This is a genomic window from Oricola sp. (assembly GCF_022763245.1).
Classification (GTDB): Bacteria; Pseudomonadota; Alphaproteobacteria; order Rhizobiales; family Rhizobiaceae; genus Oricola.
This window is the reverse complement of sequence record NZ_JALEGV010000016.1, coordinates 1-18804: the sequence shown is the minus strand read 5'-3', so window position 1 is coordinate 18804 and position 18804 is coordinate 1. Positions and strand designations below refer to the sequence as shown.

Here is an 18804-nt window from a genome sequence, read left to right as displayed (position 1 = left end):
CCCCCGCAACCAAAATCAACCCGTTCATCCACAAGATGAGCGGGTCTTTGCGTTTCTAATAGGCATCAATCCAAGCTCTCACAGCTCCCAAGGTGGGTAATGACCTGCTCCCCGCTTTGTCCAAGAAATGACGACGGGGCGGTGTGGCACATCCGGCCTGAGGGCTACGCCTCATAGCGACATGCGTCGTTCCTTCGCGCCGCCGCGCCGTCGGGGTTTCGGCAAGGCGAGGTCGAGCGGGGCCAGCGGGTTTTCAAGCGATTTGATGAGCAAATGGCAGAAGGCGGCCACCGCTGGATCGGTGCGCATGATCGGCTTGGCGGTGGCGTAGGCGCGAATCGCCGCCGTGCGATAGCAGCCGTCCGCGGGCAGGCTACCGAGCCACTGCATGTAGCCGAGCTGGCCGTATTCCTTCGCCCGTTCGGCCGAATCGGCGCGCGCTTGAAGTTGGTGAAGTGTCAGGTCGATACCGTATGTCATGGTGCCCTCCGCGCAAGTTGCGGGGCCGCGGGACCGGTCGCGATGCCAGGCGTTCTAGCCGGTCTGCCATGCGCTCGTCCTGTCCGGGGCACCCCGCCCGTGGTCGTTTTCGATGCGTGGCAGGTCTCCTGGCTCGCGGGTCGCCGCCCTTGTCCGGCCTTCCCGGAGCCGGGGCTCCAGTGGCGCAGTCGGACGCGGGCTCGCCGCTTACAGTTGCGGGGGCAGCTCCGGATTTGCGTCATGCGCACCGGATTCCCATCTTCGCCAGCGACGCGAATCGCCGGAACCACACACCACATCTGGTGGCATTGAGGGCCGAATTGTCAATGGGTGGGTGTGGGCCGAGGCGCGAGCCGTCAGGTTTGCGCGATGGCGTGGCTCAGTTCCTGCACCGTGCGCAACAGCGGCTCGGCGACGGTGCGGTGGTCGAACGCGTGCAGCGTTACAAGCGAAAGCACGAGAACGGCGCCCGATTCGCCGCCGGGCACCACCGCCGAGACCCCGTAGCGCGACTGTACCACCGTCCCGCGTCCGATGGCGTAGCCGAGCTCGCGCGCCTCACGCACCTCTTCGGTGTCGTCGTCGTTCGGCGGCTGGAGCGCCTGGACGGCGACGCGCAGCGACAGCGGCCCGCTTGGATGGCGGAAGCCGGGCGGGGTGAAGACATGTTCGCCATTCGTGCCGGGCGTCTTGGAGACGATCGTGGTGAGCACGTCGTCGTCCTCGGAGGTCAGCGTCGCTGTCATGCCGGTTTCGTTGGCGAGCGCGGCGAGGATCGCCTCGATCCCGGTCGGAAACTGCGAGGAATAGGCCCTGGCGAGTTCGAGCGTCGCGACGCCGAGCAGATATTGCTTGCGTTCGTTGCGGCGAACGAGGCCTTGCGTCTGGAGCGCCTGGAGTATGCGGTAGAGGGGCGCGCGCTGGGTCGACAATTCGCGGGCCAGATAGGTGATGCCCAGCCCCTGCGGATGCTGGGCGAGCAATCGCAACAGCGCGCCGGCGCGCTGCGCCGTGGTGGAAACCTTCGCTTCCGCTCGTTGCCCGGGCACTTGCATATCCCTCAATACCAACACTGCACCTCAGACAACAATCCCTCCCCGACGCGCTTGCACCGGGGAGGGACCTGGTAACGCCCGCGGCTCAGCCGCCGAAGAAGGCGATCACTTCCCGAACGTAAGGACCGTAGGCCTTGATGGCCTGTTCGTCCGGCAACTGCTCCATCAGATCCACCGTATCGAGCGGCGGCAGGCCGCCCGGTCCGGGCGTGCCCGGCATCACCGGATACAGGCCGGAGTCGGAAAGCGTCTGCTGACCTTCCTTGCTGAACTCCCAGTTCATGTAGAGGTCCGCAGCGATCGGATTCGGCGCGTTCTGGATAAGGCACTGCGCGCTCTTCGTCCACATGTTCCCGCCGCCCTCGGTGAAGGGGAACACGAACTCGATCGGGGCGCCCTGGGCCTTGATCTGCACGAAATACGGATAGTAGGCGAGGGCGCCGATCGGGTAGTTGCCGGCGGCGACCTCCTGAAGGACGAGCGCGTCACGGGCGACAAGCGAGATGTTCTCCTTGATGCCTTCCTTGATGCCGTCGTACTTGCGGTCGTTTTCGTCCGGGTGGTCCATCTGCGCGAAGGTGTAGGCCGCGGCGCCGCCGGCGGCGGGCGACACCATCACGACCTTGCCCTTCCACTGCTCGGAGGTCAGTTCGCGCCAGCTCTTCGGCGCATCCTCGATAGCGAGAAGGTTGGTGTTCACGGCGAGGCCGAACACCGCGACCTGCTGGAACTGCACCGTGCCGTTGACGCCGCTCCACGCTTCAGGGACGTCCATGATGTGCTCGCGCTGCTGGCACCAGCCGTCGACGGCCATCGAGACGACCGGCGTGCGGCCGTCCGAGGCGATGTCGGCGACGAAGTTGCCGGTCTGCTTTTCCTGCTCCAGCTTGGCGAGGCGTTCGGCGCTCTGCAGCTGCTGGTAGATCACCTCGATCTTGGGGAAGCGGGCGTGGAACGTGTCCAGCACCACTTTCGCCGGCGGCGGGCCATAGGCGATCACACGGGTCTGGCCGGCGCCCAGGGCGGCCTCGTAGAGCGCCTGGAACTTGGCCTCCTGCTCGGGCGTTCCGAGCGCGCCGTCATAGCCGTCGGCCAAGGCGGCGGCTCCTCCCGCCGTCAGCGCCAGCGGGATCGCCAGCGCCGTCGCTAATCGCTTTGCGTGTCTCTTAAGCATGCTTCTCTCTCCCTGTTGATGTCATGACGCGGTCGATACGGGTTCTTTGCGCCCGCTTGACCAGAAAGGTGATGATGAAGGCCAGGCCCCAGGCGATGCCGCCAACCACCGCGACGGCAAGCATGAGGAGCAAGAACAGCGCCGCCGCCTGGGTGGCGTAACCCTGCCGGTAGGCGTCATAGGCCTGCACGGCGACCGTCTGCATGGTCGGCGAGGACAGGAGCACCGGCAGGCTGAGATTGCCGGCGACGCCGATGCCGGCGATGAACCAGCCAGCCAGGAAGCTCGGGAGCACCAGCGGAACGACGACCGTGAAGAAAGTGACGACCTTCGAGGCGCCGGAGATGCGGGCCGATTCCTCCAGTTCGGGCGAAATCTGCAGCACTCCGCCCTCGATCGCCCGGGTCGCGATCGGCGTGACCACGACGATGAAGCCGATCAGCAACATGAACGGAGTGCCGATCAGGCTGCGCAGGCCCGGCACCGGAAGATAGGCGGTGATCAGCGCCAGGCCGAGCAGGATGCCGGGGATTGCCACCGGCGCCCAGGATACGACGGCGGCGACGAAGCGAAGGAACTGCCCGCCGCGCGTCGCCATGTGGCTCATCACCAGCGCGACGGAGGCTGCCAGGAAGCCGCCGCTCGCCGCCAGCACCAGGGTCAGCATGATGGTGGAGGCGGTGCGCCGTTCGGACAGCACGGCTTCGTAATTGGCCGTCGTGAAGCCGAGCGAGAGGCCGAAGAGCGGCTGGAACGAGCCGATGATCATCTGCGCCAGCGGGATGATCCCGGCCCAGCAGACCGCGATGACGAACACCGCCAGGAAGGCCCACTGGATGCGGCCGTAATCCTTCGGCTCGGGCCGGAAGCCCTTGCCGGTGATGGTGGAGTAGCGGCGGCTGCCGAGCACGAAGGACCGGACCACGACGAGGCCGATCACCAGCGCCATCAGGATCAGCGACAGCGTGCTCGCGCCGGCATAGTTGGGGATCGCGTCCTGCCCGGTCAGGGTGGTGTAGACGGCGGTCGAGAAGACGTGGATGTCGGCCTGGATGCCGAACAGCAGTGGCAGTTCGAAGGCGCTGAAGCCGTAGGAGGTCATCAGCACGAACACGCCGAACATGGTCGGGCGAAGGAGCGGCAGCGTCACGGTGAAGAAGGCGGCGGTCCTGGATGCGCCACTCATGCGGGCCGCGTCGTCGAGGGCGGCGTCCATGCGCGCCATGGGGCCAACCATGAACAGGTAGCCGACCGGGATCACGTAGCCGATCACGACGACCAGCATGATCGGCCAGCCTGAGCCAAGCGGCGAACCGGTGATGCCGAACAGGGAGCGCAGCAGGATGTTGACCGGGGCTGCGTTGCCGTTGACGACGAGATACCAGCCGAGGCCGTAGAACAGCGACGGCATGACGAGGATCACCGCCATCGCCGGCGTGATCAGGCGGCGCAGCGGCGTCGTGGTGCGCACCGAAACCCAGGCGAGGAAGGTGCCCATCGCAAGCGCGCCGAGGCTCGAGGCCGCGGACAGGATGATGGAGTTCAGCGCGACACGCCAGGTACTGGCTCGGCCGAGCGTTTCGAGGAAGGGACCGATGCTCCAGTCGCCCTGGCCCGCGAGATTGCCGACCCGGAACGCGGCCAGCGCCATCATGATCGGCGGCAGCAGGAACAGGACGAAGAGGACCGCGATCGCGGCCCCGAGCAGGATCCTTGCGATCAACCTTTCGCCGCGCCAGTCGGCGGGCAGGCGGTCCGGTCTCATCCAGCCGACGAGCGGCATCGTGGCGCGCTCGGTCATGCCGCTCTCGCTCATGCCGCCGCCCCGGTCGCCGTGAATTTGGGCACGGGGCGTGCGTCGCACTTGCGGACATCCGCTGTGCCGGTCGGGATGATCGAGACGAGGTCGGCTTCGACCTCGACCCAGGCCTCGGCCCCGGCGTCGCGGCGCATCGCCTCGCGGCGATAGGCGCGCTCGGATTCGGTGACCCTGAGATGCGCGTCGCCGCTGACGATCCGGTACTCGTTGCGCGATCCGAGGAAATCGACCCGGTTGATCGTGCCGCGGAACAGGAGCCCCGGAACCGGGTCGGCCGGGCGCTCGCCATGCAGGAGCGCGTTGGCGGAGCGGAAGGCCACGCTTACCCGATCCCCGGCGATGACCGGCTTGGCCGAAGCGGAGGCGGGCAGCGTCGCCCGCTCGCCGGTCGCGTCGATCTCGAATTCGATGTCGCCGCCCGCCGTCGAGACGACCCGGGCGGGAAGCAGGTTCTCGAAGCCGACGAATTTCGCGACGAATTCGTTGGTCGGCCGCGTGAAGATCTCCGCCGGCGTGCCGGTCTGCTCCAGCAGGCCGGACTGCATCACGACGATCCGGTCGGACAGGTGCATCGCCTCCTCGAGGTCGTGGGTGACGTAGACCGAGGTGGTGCCGTTCAGCCTGTGCAGGCGCAGAATCTCGTCGCGCACCTGGCGGCGCAGCGAGGGATCGAGGTTCGACAGTGGCTCGTCATAGAGCATGAGCTGCGGCCGGATGACGAGCGCCCGCGCCAGGGCGACGCGCTGCTGCTGGCCGCCGGACAGTGAGGTCGCTGCCCGGTTGGCGAACTGTTCCAGGCCGACGATCTCGAGGATCTCGCGCGCGCGGCTGATCGCCTCCGAACTGTTCACCTTGCGGCGTCGCAGCGGGTAGAGCACCGTCTCGATCACGGTCAGGTGCGGCCAGAGCGCGTAGCTCTGGAACACCATGCCGGTCTCGCGTTTCTCGGGCTGAATCTCGATGCGCCGCTCGCCGTCGAAGACGACGCGGTCACCGATCACGATCCGGCCGGAAGAGGGCATCTCCAGGCCGGCGATGCAGCGCAGGGAAGTGGTTTTGCCGCAGCCGCTCTCGCCGAGCAGCGTGACGAATTCGCCTTCGGCGACCTGGAGGTCGGCCCCCTTGATCGCATGGAAAGCGCCGAAATACTTGTGCAGTGAATGCACCGTGAGGGAAGACACGTGAACACCGTTTTTCGCTGATGAGGGAAGGCGGAGCCAAAAGGCTCCGTTTTACTCAGCCGCTTCGACCGAGGTCTCTTCGGGTCGCTTCGTCTCGGATTCGCGCACCCAGTCCTGCCAGGGCTTGATCCTGTCATGCTGGGGGTGCGGACCCGGAATGAAGCCGATCCCGCCGATCTCGATCTCGGGTCCGCTCGGGAGGTCCTTCGACATCAGGTACTGGCCGACCCGGTCGAGGGCCGCTTCCGCCATCAGCGCGTGATTGGCGGCGGTGAGAATGTCACGGTGGATGCGCTCCAGGCGACGGCCGCGGAACACCGCGGGGGCGCCGGCCTGCTGGAACAGCGTGTCGATCACCTGGCGCGACGTGTGCACTGTGTGCAGCAGGGCGGCCTGCAGCCGGACGCGCAGGTCGTAATTGACCGGCCAGCTTTCAACCGCGTCGTCATAGGCTTCGCCGACGAGCTGCCAGAAATAGGCCCGCGCAGCGCGCACCTGCGTGTCCGCCTTGCCGAGCGCGATCTGGTTGACCTGCTCCTTGCCGAGCTTGGCCTGCCGGTAGGAGCCGTGCCGCGCCGCGACATGCACGAGCCCGGTGAATTCCTCGATGGCCGCCCGCGCCAGCCCGAGGGCGTGCGCGCCATGCGCCATCACGTTGAACCAGTAGCGGTAGAGCGCCCGGTCGTAGGGCCGCTTCCAGATGCCGGCCTCGTTGACCATCTCGCGGGGAACGAACAGGTCCTTGATCTCGAAATCGCCGGAACCGGTACCGCGCAGCCCGTGGCCGTCCCACGTGTCGATCAGCGTCGCGTCTTTGGCCGGCCACAGGCCGACGATGAACCAGGGAAGCCCGTCGCGCGGGTTCATCACCGGTTGGTCGTTCTCGTCATAGAGGATGCAGCGGCCGGACAGCCAGTTCGCCTCGGGCGAGCCGCTGGTGAACGACCAGCGTCCGCTGATGCGGTATCCGCCGGGAACCCGCACCGCCTTGCCGGCCGCGCGGCCCACATTGGAGGCCATGATCCAGCGGTCCTCGGTCAGCAGCTTCTCCATGACCTCGCGCTTGAGGAAGGTCTGGCCGGAATGGAGCATGCAGAGCCAGCCGACGGAGCCGTTGACGCGGGAGAGTTCCTCCACCGCGTCCAGCCATTCCAGCGGATGCACCTCAAGGCCGCCGAGCTCGCGCGGCAGGAACGCACGGTAGATGCCGTTGTCGTAGAGCGCGTCGGTGATTTCGTCGGGAACGCGGCGCTCGTTCTCGATGATGTCCTCGGCGTCGAGGAGCATCTGTTCGAGCTTCTTGGCCTCTTCCAGCAGGGTCGGGCGACCCTGCACCTCAGGATAGGGCGCCGGATAGGGCGCGAGCGTATTCGTGACGAAATTCATCGTCGGGTTCCTCCTCCAAGCATGTCATCGTCGGGCAAGAAGTACAATATGAGTACGCAGTGCCGTTTTATGATACGGGATCATTGCCGGCCGCACGGCGCCTGTCAAGCGCTCTTTCAAATGTTAAGAAGTATCAATATAATACGTGTTGCGCATTTATTGATACTTTTCTATCGTCGCGGCAACGAACCGTCGGAGGAGGCGAGGACTTGACGATAAGCGCGGTGCAGACCCGGCTGGAGCCGGCCGAACTTCGGGACCAGCGAAGCTTCAGGGACACATTGGGACGGTATCCGACGGGCGTCGTCGTGATCGCGGCGGGCGCGGAGGACGGCCCCGTGGGCATGACGGTGAACTCGTTCACCTCGGTGTCGCTGGACCCGCCGCTCATCGCCTTTTGCCCGATGCGGTCGAGCGCGACCTGGGCGCAGATCAAGGCCGCCGGCGGCTTCGCGGTGTCACTCCTGCGCCTGCAGCACGAGGTGGTGGCCCGGCAGTTTTCGCAGAAAGGCGTCGACCGTTTCGCGGGCCATGAATGGTGGATGAGCCCGACCGGCCACCCGGTGCTCGCCGAGGCGATGGGTTGGCTCGACGCCGCCATCGAATCCGTAACGTCGGCCGGCGACCACGAACTCGTCGTCGCCCGCGTCCTCGACTGGTCCGCGCCAGGCGAGGGCGACCCGCTGGTGTTCTTCTCCGGCGGATATCGCGCGCTGTCCTGAGGGAGGGCTCGTCGCGCATGGCCCGCGCATGTCGATGACGTGCGGTTGAGCGTCTTTTCGCAGGCGGTCTGGAGGGCCGTGTCGGTCTCGGGTGAAGCCAGTTCCCGCCGGAAGCCGATGGCTGCATGCGGATGCGCGACGACGACTTGATCGAGTGCGTCGCTCAATTGTCGCGAACGACATCTCGCCCTCGCTCACGTGCAGAGCGGGCGTCCGACAGGCGTCCCGCCGGTGTTCGCAATGCCGCCTGCGTGTCTTTGCCGATCAAGTCAAGTCAAAATCGAAAAAAGTTCGGCTTGAAAGAAAAGAACAGTGGAAACTGTTACTTCATGTCAAATAGTGTGAACAATACAATGTGGTGATTGTGCTGTGTGTCTCGCCGGTATTACGCTCGAGACCGTATTGGGATCGACTGTCGTGGGCCGGGTTTGAAAATGCGTGTGGTGTCACTGTGTTTCATGTTCGTGATCGGCGCTTTCCTGAGTGGCTGCAACACGCTGAACTCCGGAAATATTTTCGAAGAAACAATGGCGGAGCTGAAGAACGAGGGCGACATCAGGCGCTCCGGTTCCGCATACTCGCAGGCTCTCACGGGCGGAACGACCGCCGCCGGTTTTGCAGGGGCCGCGCATGTGGGCACGGGCAGTTTCGTTTCGACCGGCGCCCCGTCGGTTTCGGCCGGCCGAACGACCGCAGGGGAGGAGGGTTACACGCTCAATCTCGTCAACGTGTCGGTGCGCGACGCGGCGAAGAGCGTGATCGGTGACACGCTCGGCGCGAACTATGTCGTCGACGAGAGCCTGACCGGCGCGATCACCATCCAGACAAGCGCGCCGGTGTCGCGTGACGCGTTGGTGGACATATTCGAAACGGCGTTGAGTGTCAGCGGCGCGGCGATCGTCAAGAAGGCCGGCGTCTACCGGATCGTCCATGCGGGCAACGCGCTCGCCGGTACGCCCTCGATCAGCGTCCCGCGCGTGACGCCGAAGGGGCCGGGCATCAAGGTCCAGGTCATCGAGTTGCGCTACATTTCCGCCGAGGAGATGAACAACATACTCGGTCCGATCAGCCGACAGGGCTCCATTTTGCGGGCGGACGCGAAGCGCAACTTGCTGGTGCTGGCCGGAACCGGTACCGACCTCGAAGCGATGCGCGAGGCGATCGCGGTGTTCGACGTCGATTGGATGAAGGGAATGTCCGTCGCGCTGCACCCGCTCAAGACGTCGAGGCCCACGGAACTGGCCTCCGAACTCGACGCGGTGTTCGGCAACGAGGCGAGTTCAAATTCGAAGGTCGTCCGGTTCGTCGCCATCGAAAGGCTCAACGCGATCCTGGTGATCACGTCGCGCCCGGCCTATCTGGCGCGGGCCGCCGAGTGGATCGGCAAGTTGGATATGCAGGCAAGCACCAACGAGCAGCAACTGTTCGTCTATCACATCCAGAACCGGCCTGCCCGGGAGCTTGCGGAAATCCTGAAATCCGTGCTCGCGCAGCGCGGCGGACCATCGTCGGCGCAGACCTCGACGGTGGCGCCGGGATTGACGCAGGTTCTGGTGTCGCAGGGTGGAAAGGCCGCCGGGTCCGGATCGGGCCAGGACGAGACGTCCGTCCTGCAGGACATCGTGGTCGCCGATGTCGAAAACAACGCCCTGCTCATCTCGACCACCGCGCGCGAATACGAGCGTATCGAACAGATCCTGCGCGAATTGGACGTGTTGCCGGTTCAGGTGTTGCTGGAGGCGGTGATCGCCGAGGTGACCTTGAACGACCAGCTTGAACTGGGAATGCGCTGGTTCTTTGAGAATGGCGGCTTGAAACTCGGCCTTTCGGAGCTTTCCAGCGGGTTCACCGGCGCGACATATCCAGGCTTTTCCTGGAGCTATGCGGCGCAGAACCTGGAAGTCACGCTCAACGCGCTGTCGAGCGTCACCGACGTCAACATCATTTCGTCGCCCAATCTCGTCGCGCGCAACAACCAGACCGCCATCCTGCAGGTCGGCGACGAGGTGCCGATCGTCACCCAGCAATTGACGGATACGACCAATCCGGGATCCGTGGTCAACTCGGTGGAGATGCGCGACACGGGCATCATCCTGACGGTCACGCCCAGGGTCAACCGGTCCGGCAGGGTCATGCTGGACATCGAGCAGGAGGTGAGCTCGGTCGTAGAGACGGCGTCGAGCGGCATCGACTCGCCGACCATCAGGCAGCGCAAGATCACCACCGAGGTGACGGTCCATGACGGCGAGAGCCTCGCGCTTGGAGGCCTGATCCAGGAGACCAACTCCCTGACGCGTTCCCAGGTGCCGCTGCTCGGCAACATTCCTGTGCTGGGCAACGCGTTCAAGAACAAGTCCGACAAGATCACGCGCACCGAGTTGGTCGTTTTCATCCGGCCGCGCGTCATCCGCAGCGTCCAGGAAGCGCGCGAGTTAACGGCGGAATTCAGCGAGAAGCTGCGGCTGCAAAGTCCGATCGCCAACAGCAGGAAGGGCAACACGACGATGGAAAGAGACTTCTTTCGTCTGGTCTATTGATGGGGTCGCCAATGCTCATGCTTGTGTTGAGCGCGCTCGCGCTGACGGCGATCATCGTGGCGATCGCCTATGTCGATTTGCGCCGGATGATCATTCCGGATGCGCTGAATCTCGTGCTGGCCGGCGGTGGTGTTCTCTATCACCTGGCGACGTTGGGACGCTTGCCATTGCCGTCGCTCATTACGGCAGGCGCGATATTCGGTCTTCTCCATGTTCTCGCCGCCTTGTTTAGAAGGCTTCGCGGCCATGCCGGGCTGGGGAGGGGCGACATCAAGATGGCCGCGGCCGCCGCCTTGTGGATCGATCCGTTGAACGTGCCCCTGTTCTTCATGCTGGCGAGCGCATCCGGCATCGCGGCGTTCATTTTGCTGCGGGCACGCGGCGCGCGCGACATCCATATGGTCCGCTTGCCTTTCGGCCCGTTTCTCGGTGCGGCCTTGCTTTGCGTTTGGGCCTTTGAGGCAAGGGGAGCTCTTGCGGATGCCTGGATCTGAGATGCCGAAAGGAAATGTGCACCGCCTTTCAACGCCAGAGAAGCGGCAAGACGAGTGTGAGGATGCCGGTTTCACGCTGGTGGAACTGCTTGTGGTCCTCGCGATCATAGGCCTGATCGCGACATTCGCCGTGCCTCAAGTGCTCCGCTACCTCGAGTCAGCCCGGGTCGACAGCGCTCGCATCCAGATCCGCAACATCGAAAGCGCGATGGAGCTCTACTACCTCGACAATTCCCGCTATCCCGCTTCGGCCGAGGGCATCGCTGCGTTGTCGCTTGAGCCGGCGGACGCGCCCCGCTGGAACGGCCCATATTTGAAGAACGCCGACAAGCTCGCCGACCCTTGGGGAAATCCGTACCGATACGTGCTGGAGGATGACGGCCGGATCGTCATCACGTCGCTCGGCGCCGACGGCAAGGAGGGCGGGGCGGGCGATGCGAGAGACATCACCAACCTGGATTGAGGGGCGTGGCTCCGTCAGGGCATGTTTGCTGCCGATGCAAGGGTGAGGCGTGTGGCGCCCGAAACTGAAACCATGTCGCCATTGCGCGTGGCGGTCAGGTGAAACCGGACGGCGAGGGGGAGGCGTCGGCTGGCGGACCAATCCGTGGTCCAACGCGAGGCTCCGTCCGGGGCCCGCTCCAGATATTCGAAACCGATACCGTGAATTTTCGGAAGAATGACGATCTTGTCCGATTCCGTGATCGAAGCGGCGTGAAAGCGCCGGGGTCGAAGGATCTGAACAAGATCGTGCCCACCATCGACATCAGCGATGCCGACATGCACGGTGCGCAGCGCGGCTTCGGCGAGGCCCACGCGGGAGTGCGACACGAATGTGAGACTGTCTGGCGTGCCGACGAAGTAGAGACGTTCGTCATTGTCGGCGAGATCGATCGGCAGCATCAACGCACCCGCGATCGCGTTTTCCAGATAGCGCGCAGTCGCGGCCAGTTCCTGCCGGGGCACTTCGCTCGCGAATCTGCCGTTCCACAGGCGCAATTGTCCGAGGAACCCGGCCGCCATGAGGGAAATGATCGCCACCAGGGAAAGCGCGACCAGCATCTCGATCAGGGTGAAGCCGGATTCCGGGTTTGTCTCCTTGGCAGCGTGGCCGTTCATCCGAACCGGGGGCGTCTTGCTATCGGCCGGACCGGGCATCGCGTGATCTCACTTCGATCAGTGTCATTCCGGTGCTCGGCCGGTCGAGGGCGCGGACCTCCAGGACGTATCGGAGAAGGTTCGAATGGCCGGCCGCTCCGAATGTCTCGACCGTCAGGCTCCAGGCCCACCGGTCATCGACCACGCCGTCGCGGCGTGGCTGTGGCCTTGCCGTTTCGACGAGTTCGGCCATCAGCGTCCGGCTTGTCAGACGCAGTTCCTCGCTCAGTCGCGCGTTTGCATCCATGCGTGCGGTCTGGGACAGCGACTGGATGGCCGTCGCCAGCGCAATCGACAGCACGAGAAACGCGACGAGGGTTTCCAAAAGCGTGAAGCCTTCGGTCGTGTCAGCGGCGTGTTTCGTCATCTTTCCGCTCCACGATGGAGATGCCGGTAAGCCAGTTGGTGGCGACGACCGCGCCGCCTCCCTTGGCGTCTGAAATCTCGAAGCGGGCGCCGGTCGAGCCGCCCTCGCCGAAAAAGACGATACGGGCGATCCCGTCGGATCGGAGGAGTTCGTGACCGATCAGCAGATCGACGGACACGCCCGGCGGTGCAGACACATCGGTTCCCTCCCACGTGGCCGTAACCGGAACCGACGCCATGTCGATTTCAACGGCCTGGGTGTTTGCGGTGATCATGGCGCGCTGCTGCGCGAGAGACAGGAGGTCCCGCAATGCGCTGGCGTAGCCTTGCGCGTCCGGCGCCCGGGTGTTCCGGGACACCGCGAACGCCGCCGTGCCCGAGGCCAGCGCGACGATGAGCAGAACGACGAGAACCTCGATCAGGGTGAAGCCCGCGTCCCGCCTTTGCGTGGTGCCCATGGTGCCGTGCCGCTTCATCGCACCACGATGTCGTTGATGCTGAGCAGCGCACTCATGACCGAGATCACAAGCGCCCCAACCAGCAGGCCGAGGGAGATGGTGATGGCCGGCGTCAGAAACGTCATCAGGCGGTCGACCTGCTGTTTCTGCCGGCGTTCGATCGTGCCGGCGCAACGCGAGAGCATGATCGGTACGCTGTTCGACTCTTCGCCGAGGCGTATGCGGGCGATCATACCCGGCGCAAAGAGACCGGTCTTCGTGAAAGCCTGATGCATGCCAGACCCGGCCTGAACGTCGCGTTCGGCAGCCTTGAGCAAGGCCCGGATGCGTGGCGTCTTCGCCGATGCGGTGGAAAGGCGCATTGCTTCCCTGGGCGCCACGCCATTGTCCAACAGCAATCCGAGGGTGCGCATGTAGAGTGCGATATTGCCATTTGTCAGAAAGCCGCCGACCACAGGCATGACGAAGGCAGAACTGCGGATAGCCCCGCGGCCTGTCGGAAGCGAGGCTGCGGTCGCCAGTGCCGCAACCGATGCGACGATCAGGATCAGGCCGCCTTCTGCGAAAAATGCGCGTGCATTGTCGAGGAGAACAAACACGATGGGTCTGGCGGCCCGGCTTGCCTCGAAGATCGGCTCGATTGCGGGGACGAGATAGAATGCGAGGATGCCGAGCGTCACAAACATCATCGCGATGAGGAAGGCTGGATAGAGCAATGCTTCGCGGATTTCCGCGGTCCGCTTTGCACGCTCCCTGAGATCGCCGGCGATCACCTCGAGCACTTCGGCCAGTCTCCCGCTTGCTTCGCCGGCCGCGATCAGTGCAACCACGTCGCCGGCCACTCCGATACCGGTGAAGGAATTAGCTGCCGAGTTGCCCGCCTGAAGCGATGCAAGCAGTCGCTCCTGCAGTCGGGACTGTCGGTCTCCGGATGCGTCGGCGAGGCTCGCCGCCAGGGACTGGTCGATTGTGAAGCCCGAATGCATGAGAACGGCGATGTCCTCGAAGAGCCGCGTCATGTCCTTGACGGAAGCCGCGCGCAACGCAGTCTTCGGGGAAGGACGGGCGGACGCCGGCTTGAGGACAAAGGGCGTCTTGCCGGTTTCGGCCAGCACCCTGTGCGCCGCGCTCTGGCTTGCGGCGCTCAACCGGTCCTTCACGATCTCGCCGTCGCGGCCATAGGCCTCGTAGTAGAAGTCGGGCATCAGGGAGCCCCGCTGGTGAGGACGCGGGCCAGTTCGCGCCGGTCGGTCACGCCGGCAGCGACGAGATCCTCGGCATGGGCGGCAAGAGCGCGGTAGCCGGTGTCAGCGGCGGTCGCCACGATGTCTGCCTCGTTTTCCCAGAACCGCGCGTGTTTCAGCAGGTCCGGCGTCACCTCCAGGATCTCATAGGTGGCGACACGTCCCCGGTATCCGGTGCCGTCGCACGCCGTGCAGTCGGCGCTGTTCTCGCCATGGCAGATACTGCAGGTCGCACGCAACAGCCGCTGTCCGATCACGGCCCGAACCGTGTCGGCCAGCAGGTAGGGTTCGACGCCCATGTCCACGAGCCTGGAAAACGCGCCGGCAGCGCTGTTCGTGTGAAGCGTGGAGAGGACGAGGTGCCCGGTCAGCGCGGCCCGCACGGCGATTTCGGCCGTTTCGGCATCCCGTATCTCGCCGATCAGGATGACGTCGGGATCCTGCCTCAGAACGGTTCTCAGAGTGCGCGCGAAATCGAGATCGACGGCCGGATTGATCTGAACCTGGGTAATGCCCTTGATCCGGTATTCGACCGGGTCTTCGACGGTGAAGACCTTCAGATGCCGCGTGTCGATCTCGTTGAGCATCGCGTAAAGGGTCGTCGTCTTGCCGCTTCCGGTTGGTCCGGTGACGAGAACGATGCCGTTGCTCAGGCCGGAGAGCCGCTTGAGCGTGCCAGCCGCGGTATCGGAATAACCGAGCGCGTCGAGGCGCAGCGGAACCGTTTCGCGGTCGAGGATGCGCAGCACCAGCGTCTCGCCATGCACGGATGGCAGGATCGAGAGGCGCATGTCGACATGGCGACCGCGGGCCGCCATGCGCAGGCGTCCATCCTGGGGAATGCGCCGTTCCGCGATGTTGAGCCGGGCCAATATCTTGAGCCGCGTGGACAGCCCGGCCAGCATGTCCCTGGAGATGCTGTCGGCTTGGAGCAGCACGCCGTCGCAGCGCATGCGCACCTCCACGCTGTCATCATAGGGTTCGACATGAATGTCGGACGCTTTCATGTCGATGGCGCGTTGCACGATCTCGGAGAGAAGCCGAACGACCGGGGCGTCGTTGGCGATGTCTTTCAGATGATCGAGGTCGTCGAATTCAAGCGTGTCTGCCGGTTCCCGCAGGACGTCGGAAACGACGTCGTCCGAGGTGTTCATGTGCCAGGCTTCGAGGGCTTGCGCGATCCGCCGGCGGCTCGCACACATGACGGTGACGGGACGGTCGAGGAGAAACGAGACCAGTCTTGCGGCGTCGGACAGGACCGGGTCCGCCATGATCAGCCCGATGTCCTGGTCCTCAGTCTCGGTTGGTATAGCGTCCACGCCGGCCAGATAGTCGAAACCGATAGTCTCGATCAGCTCGCCGGAGATGAGCTCTGCCGGATCCTCCACCAGCGGACTGTCGAGAAACGTCGCAAACTGATCTGCCAGCACCTCTTCCCCGACGAGCCCGAGTTCGAGCAGAAGCGTGTCGAGCGGATGCTTCGTGGCCGCGACGGCAGGCACGAGTTTCGCGATTGCCGAGGGATCGAAACGTCCTTGCGCGGCGAGATGTTCGGCGAAGGCCCTGGCTGCTGACAAGCGGTCCATCCTCAGACGGCCTCCGCAACCAGTTGCACGAATTCCGGGCCGAAACGTGCGGAGCAATCGCCGGCATCGACGGGGTCGGAGCCTTCGTCGCCGATGTCATGGCGCCAGGTCTCCACCAGGCGAAGCCGGCCGTCATTGTAGTAGCGGTAGACGCCGTGAAACCGGCCCGTCATGCGGCCGGACATCACCGTCACCAATACGTCCAGCGGGCCGGGCGACTGCGGTGCGACACCCGTTGTGTCCTTGTCGGAAAGTCGCACCGCGAGCGCGTTCGGCGCATGGGCTGGTGCGATGCGTGACGAACCCGAATGGATTGTGAAGGTGCGGTTGATCTGTGCCAGCGGAAGGTCTCGCAACGCCTGCATATCGAACAGTTCCGCGACCGACTCGAACGGGGCGTTTTTCAGGCCGTTTGCGATCTCGAGCCCGGCGGGAGCGCCGTCATCCGGTTTGTAGCTTCTATAGGCCGACACCAGCTGCGCGAGACGTTCCGCCATGGCCGGCGCAAGGCCCAGCGACTGGAACCCTTTCGCAAGCAGCGCCTCCGACGCGCGATTGAGGTCGATTAGTCCGGACTGATTCTGAAAGGCGAATGTGACGTGCACGGATCCCACCCGGCAGCGATAGCGCGTGGAGTTGGCGAGCAGGTGTGCCTGTCCTGCGTCACCGCCGTTGCCGGTCTGGTCCGCCAGCAGCACCGAAAGCCCTTGCGCGAGGGCGTTCAGTTCGTCGATCCGCAGCAGTGCGGTTTCGTGAAGCGCTTTGGCCTTGATGCGCGCCGTCACGGGCGCGAGGACGGACGCGACGGCCAGCATGAGGAGCAGGACCATCAGCAGGCTGTAGCCGCCTTGCGCATCGCGCGTGTCTGCGGCCGCCATTGCCCTAAAGCTCCCCGGCCGAACGATAGAGGTCGAGGCGAAAGCGTCGGCCGTCATTCGTCATCACCGCGCCGTCTGCGTCGATCGTCTCGACCGTCCAGTCATCGATCTTCATGCCCGAAGCGATCCATGCGGGTGGCGCGTCTTTGGAGGAGAGCAGGACCCGGGCCTGTTGCGCGCCCATGCTGACGCCGAGCAATTTGAGCTCAGGTGGGCGCATCTCGGCTTTGCGCGGTGTCGGCGACGCGCGCTTGGCTACGGCGGACTGCGGCGGTTGGGCCGATACTGGCGGCGGCGTGAATTTGCGACGGGTCCTTGAGAAGAGCGGCCGCGTGACGATCTGGCTGAACGCGGTCGCGGGACGCATCGGTGATGCCAGCAGCGTGCCTGCAGAAGCAGGTGGCTGATCGACAGAGGCGGCGTCCGCCGTGATCGGCGAAATGTCGACAGGGTAGTGCAGCAGTCGGTTCGACAAGAGACCGACGCCGCAGACGCAGGCGACCAACAGCAGAAGCGAACCGAGCGGCTTCATTGCAGCAGGCTCCCGTCCTCGCCAGCGCGAAGGCCGGGCTCCAAGGCGCCGTAGACCTGGATCTGGACGCTCAATGGTATTTCTCCGGCGGTGGCGCTCACCTGCCGCGGGTCGGTCGATCGGATCACCAGCTTGGGTATGAATAGGACAGGGGAGGTGATCTCGAGCGATGAGAGCAGTTTGAGCAATTCGCCGGTTTCCGCCGCGACATTCGCCTGAATGCCGACATAGACGACGCCGGTTTTGTTCAGGTCGGGCGCATTGCCGACGGACGTGACGTCCGCGCCGCTGCGGGCGGCCATCTCGTTGAAATCCTGCTGGAGAGTGGCGCGAACGACTGCCTCGGACGGTCCGGTCAGAAAGAGGCGGAGATCGTCGCCGGCCAGCGCCTCGCCGGCAGAGGGCAAGGCGCCGAAGCGCGCCTCAACCGCGTTCAGGCGTCCCAGCAGCATCCGTTTGTCGATGATGGAGGCCCTCTTGTCGGCCAACGCGAAATGGACCGCTGATGCAGAGCCGAGGAGCAAGGTCAGCACGGTTGCAAGGATGCCCAAAGCCACGCCGCGCTGAACGACAAGCGGCGCGTTCAGGAGCCGGATCATGGCGCCGCCCGCCGGACGACGGACGCTTCCATGCTGAACTGTTCCGCGTCGAGGCCCGGCGTCCTGGCCACCGGCGCTTTGAATTCGGCGCCGTCGAACCGCTCCGAGGATTCAAGTAAACTGATCAGCGCCGCCGCGGATCCGGAAAAACCGGTGACCGTCAGCCGATCGTCCGTGAGCTGGAGATCGCCGACCCAGGTGTTGTCGGGGATGATGCGGGACAATTCCTCCCACGTCGCGACGACCGAGTTGGACAAGTTCTTCTCCGCCCGAACAGCATCCATCCGGGCGAGCGTCCTCATCTGTTGGTCGAACTGCTCTTTCGCTGCACGGGCGCTGGCGCTCGCGATCTCGACCTGGGCGGAAAGGGCCCGGTCGGCGGCTGAAAGCCGGCGCTGCTCGATCGTCACGATCAGCGCCGCGCCGAGGATCAGGACGAGGACCGACGCGAACAGAATGGCCCGCTGAAGTCGATCTGCCTGTGATCGGACTGGTCTGCCGGCAAGGAAGCGCTGATCGATCGCGTGGATCGTCCCCTCATGCTCGACGGCGATCGAGACATTCTGTCGCCGCGGTCCGAGGGCCTTTCGAATGCCGGCGAGATCCCTGTGCCTGAAGATGAAATAGCAGGACGGCCAGTCTGAACACAGCCCGATCTCGACATCTTCGGAGCGAAACGGCGTGTTTGCCACCAGATCGACATAGGCCGCAGAGACCGAGCGGCTGAGCGGGAGGCGCGTTTCGGCGAGGGGCCGATCGACAAATCGCGTCACGTCATGGACCACGCGGACGGGTGCCCTGACGTTGCGCAGATCGCTACGGAACAACTGTTCCACGCCCTGAAGCGATGCCGCCGCCAGGGTCGTCCTTCCGGTGCCCGCGGGAGGGGCGATCAAATACCGTGTTGCGCAATTTTGTTGGCCGACATGGATGTCGATCGCCTTTCGTCGCCTTCGGAGCTGTGTGGGCGCGAGAGCGCGCAGCGTTTCCAGCCACCAAGCGAAGAAGTCGCTGATCGGTGCAAGCGTGATCGCTTTCTGGTCTGTTTTCAAATGGAACTCAGCCATCTTTCGTCTTTGCGCATGTCGTTATGTCCGCAAGAGAGTTTGTGCGCAGCCTATCTTGATAAATTTAT

At 64.6% G+C, this 18804-nt stretch carries 20 protein-coding genes and 1 riboswitch; of the genes, 5 read left to right on the top strand and 15 right to left on the bottom strand.

Annotation, left to right across the window (positions count from 1 at the left end; genetic code table 11):
* Positions 1-171 precede the first annotated feature (171 nt).
* The 6 genes from MRY80_RS09995 to MRY80_RS09970 all read right to left on the bottom strand — a co-directional run bounded on the left by MRY80_RS09995 (position 172) and on the right by MRY80_RS09970 (position 7095).
* Positions 172-480, bottom strand: a complete 309-nt coding sequence (locus MRY80_RS09995; protein ID WP_293290577.1) for a hypothetical protein — start codon at positions 478-480, stop codon at positions 172-174.
* Between the two features lie 100 nt (positions 481-580).
* Positions 581-786: riboswitch (cobalamin riboswitch) on the bottom strand.
* 50 nt (positions 787-836) lie between these two features.
* Positions 837-1529 (bottom strand): helix-turn-helix domain-containing protein, encoded by a 693-nt coding sequence (locus MRY80_RS09990; protein WP_293290575.1) that lies wholly within the window; start codon positions 1527-1529, stop codon positions 837-839.
* Between the two features lie 91 nt (positions 1530-1620).
* Complete coding sequence (locus tag MRY80_RS09985) at positions 1621-2709, bottom strand: ABC transporter substrate-binding protein (RefSeq protein ID WP_293290573.1); 1089 nt, start codon at positions 2707-2709, stop codon at positions 1621-1623.
* Positions 2702-4525: an iron ABC transporter permease gene (locus MRY80_RS09980; protein ID WP_293290571.1), complete on the bottom strand. Its 1824-nt coding sequence runs from the start codon at positions 4523-4525 to the stop codon at positions 2702-2704. The genes MRY80_RS09985 and MRY80_RS09980 overlap by 8 nt, the downstream gene beginning before the upstream one ends.
* Positions 4522-5709 (bottom strand): ABC transporter ATP-binding protein, encoded by a 1188-nt coding sequence (locus MRY80_RS09975; RefSeq protein WP_293290569.1) that lies wholly within the window; start codon positions 5707-5709, stop codon positions 4522-4524. The genes MRY80_RS09980 and MRY80_RS09975 overlap by 4 nt, the downstream gene beginning before the upstream one ends.
* A 51-nt stretch (positions 5710-5760) precedes the next feature.
* Entirely contained in the window at positions 5761-7095 is a 1335-nt protein-coding gene (locus tag MRY80_RS09970; protein WP_293290567.1) for an acyl-CoA dehydrogenase family protein, read from the bottom strand.
* 209 nt (positions 7096-7304) lie between these two features.
* Between MRY80_RS09970 and MRY80_RS09965 the strand changes: the two genes are divergently transcribed.
* The 4 genes from MRY80_RS09965 (at position 7305) to gspG (ending at position 11311) form a co-directional block, all read left to right on the top strand.
* On the top strand, positions 7305-7817 hold the full coding sequence (locus MRY80_RS09965; protein WP_293290565.1) for a flavin reductase family protein: 513 nt from the start codon (positions 7305-7307) through the stop codon (positions 7815-7817).
* A gap of 527 nt (positions 7818-8344) precedes the next feature.
* Complete coding sequence (gene gspD, locus MRY80_RS09960) at positions 8345-10354, top strand: type II secretion system secretin GspD (RefSeq protein ID WP_293290564.1); 2010 nt, start codon at positions 8345-8347, stop codon at positions 10352-10354.
* Positions 10355-10380: 26 nt separating this feature from the next.
* Positions 10381-10848: an A24 family peptidase gene (locus MRY80_RS09955; protein ID WP_293290563.1), complete on the top strand. Its 468-nt coding sequence runs from the start codon at positions 10381-10383 to the stop codon at positions 10846-10848.
* Between the two features lie 16 nt (positions 10849-10864).
* On the top strand, positions 10865-11311 hold the full coding sequence (gene gspG / locus MRY80_RS09950; protein ID WP_293290562.1) for a type II secretion system major pseudopilin GspG: 447 nt from the start codon (positions 10865-10867) through the stop codon (positions 11309-11311).
* Positions 11312-11325: 14 nt separating this feature from the next.
* Here the strand turns inward: gspG and MRY80_RS09945 are convergent, their stop codons facing one another.
* From MRY80_RS09945 to MRY80_RS09905, 9 genes are all read right to left on the bottom strand, one after another.
* On the bottom strand, positions 11326-12006 hold the full coding sequence (locus tag MRY80_RS09945) for a prepilin-type N-terminal cleavage/methylation domain-containing protein (RefSeq protein ID WP_293290561.1): 681 nt from the start codon (positions 12004-12006) through the stop codon (positions 11326-11328).
* Positions 11987-12373: a type II secretion system protein gene (locus MRY80_RS09940; protein WP_293290560.1), complete on the bottom strand. Its 387-nt coding sequence runs from the start codon at positions 12371-12373 to the stop codon at positions 11987-11989. The genes MRY80_RS09945 and MRY80_RS09940 overlap by 20 nt, the downstream gene beginning before the upstream one ends.
* Entirely contained in the window at positions 12354-12848 is a 495-nt protein-coding gene (locus MRY80_RS09935; RefSeq protein WP_293290559.1) for a prepilin-type N-terminal cleavage/methylation domain-containing protein, read from the bottom strand. The genes MRY80_RS09940 and MRY80_RS09935 overlap by 20 nt, the downstream gene beginning before the upstream one ends.
* Positions 12845-13945 carry a type II secretion system F family protein gene (locus MRY80_RS09930; RefSeq protein WP_293290558.1) on the bottom strand — a complete coding sequence of 367 codons (1101 nt, stop codon included), beginning with the start codon at positions 13943-13945 and terminating at the stop codon, positions 12845-12847. Before MRY80_RS09930 ends, MRY80_RS09935 begins: the two co-directional genes overlap by 4 nt.
* A gap of 89 nt (positions 13946-14034) precedes the next feature.
* Positions 14035-15651, bottom strand: coding sequence for a GspE/PulE family protein (locus MRY80_RS09925; RefSeq protein WP_293290557.1), 1617 nt, complete (start codon positions 15649-15651; stop codon positions 14035-14037).
* 11 nt (positions 15652-15662) lie between these two features.
* Positions 15663-16595, bottom strand: a complete 933-nt coding sequence (locus tag MRY80_RS09920) for a hypothetical protein (protein WP_293290556.1) — start codon at positions 16593-16595, stop codon at positions 15663-15665.
* Entirely contained in the window at positions 16543-17070 is a 528-nt protein-coding gene (locus MRY80_RS09915; RefSeq protein ID WP_293290555.1) for a hypothetical protein, read from the bottom strand. The genes MRY80_RS09920 and MRY80_RS09915 overlap by 53 nt, the downstream gene beginning before the upstream one ends.
* Entirely contained in the window at positions 17067-17669 is a 603-nt protein-coding gene (gspM, locus tag MRY80_RS09910) for a type II secretion system protein GspM (RefSeq protein WP_293290554.1), read from the bottom strand. The genes MRY80_RS09915 and gspM overlap by 4 nt, the downstream gene beginning before the upstream one ends.
* Positions 17666-18496 (bottom strand): PilN domain-containing protein, encoded by an 831-nt coding sequence (locus tag MRY80_RS09905; RefSeq protein WP_293290553.1) that lies wholly within the window; start codon positions 18494-18496, stop codon positions 17666-17668. Before MRY80_RS09905 ends, gspM begins: the two co-directional genes overlap by 4 nt.
* 90 nt (positions 18497-18586) lie before the next feature.
* On the opposite strand from MRY80_RS09905, the gene MRY80_RS09900 reads away from it, so the two are divergent.
* A partial coding sequence (locus MRY80_RS09900) for a hypothetical protein (RefSeq protein WP_293290552.1) occupies positions 18587-18804 on the top strand: 218 nt, incomplete at its 3' end.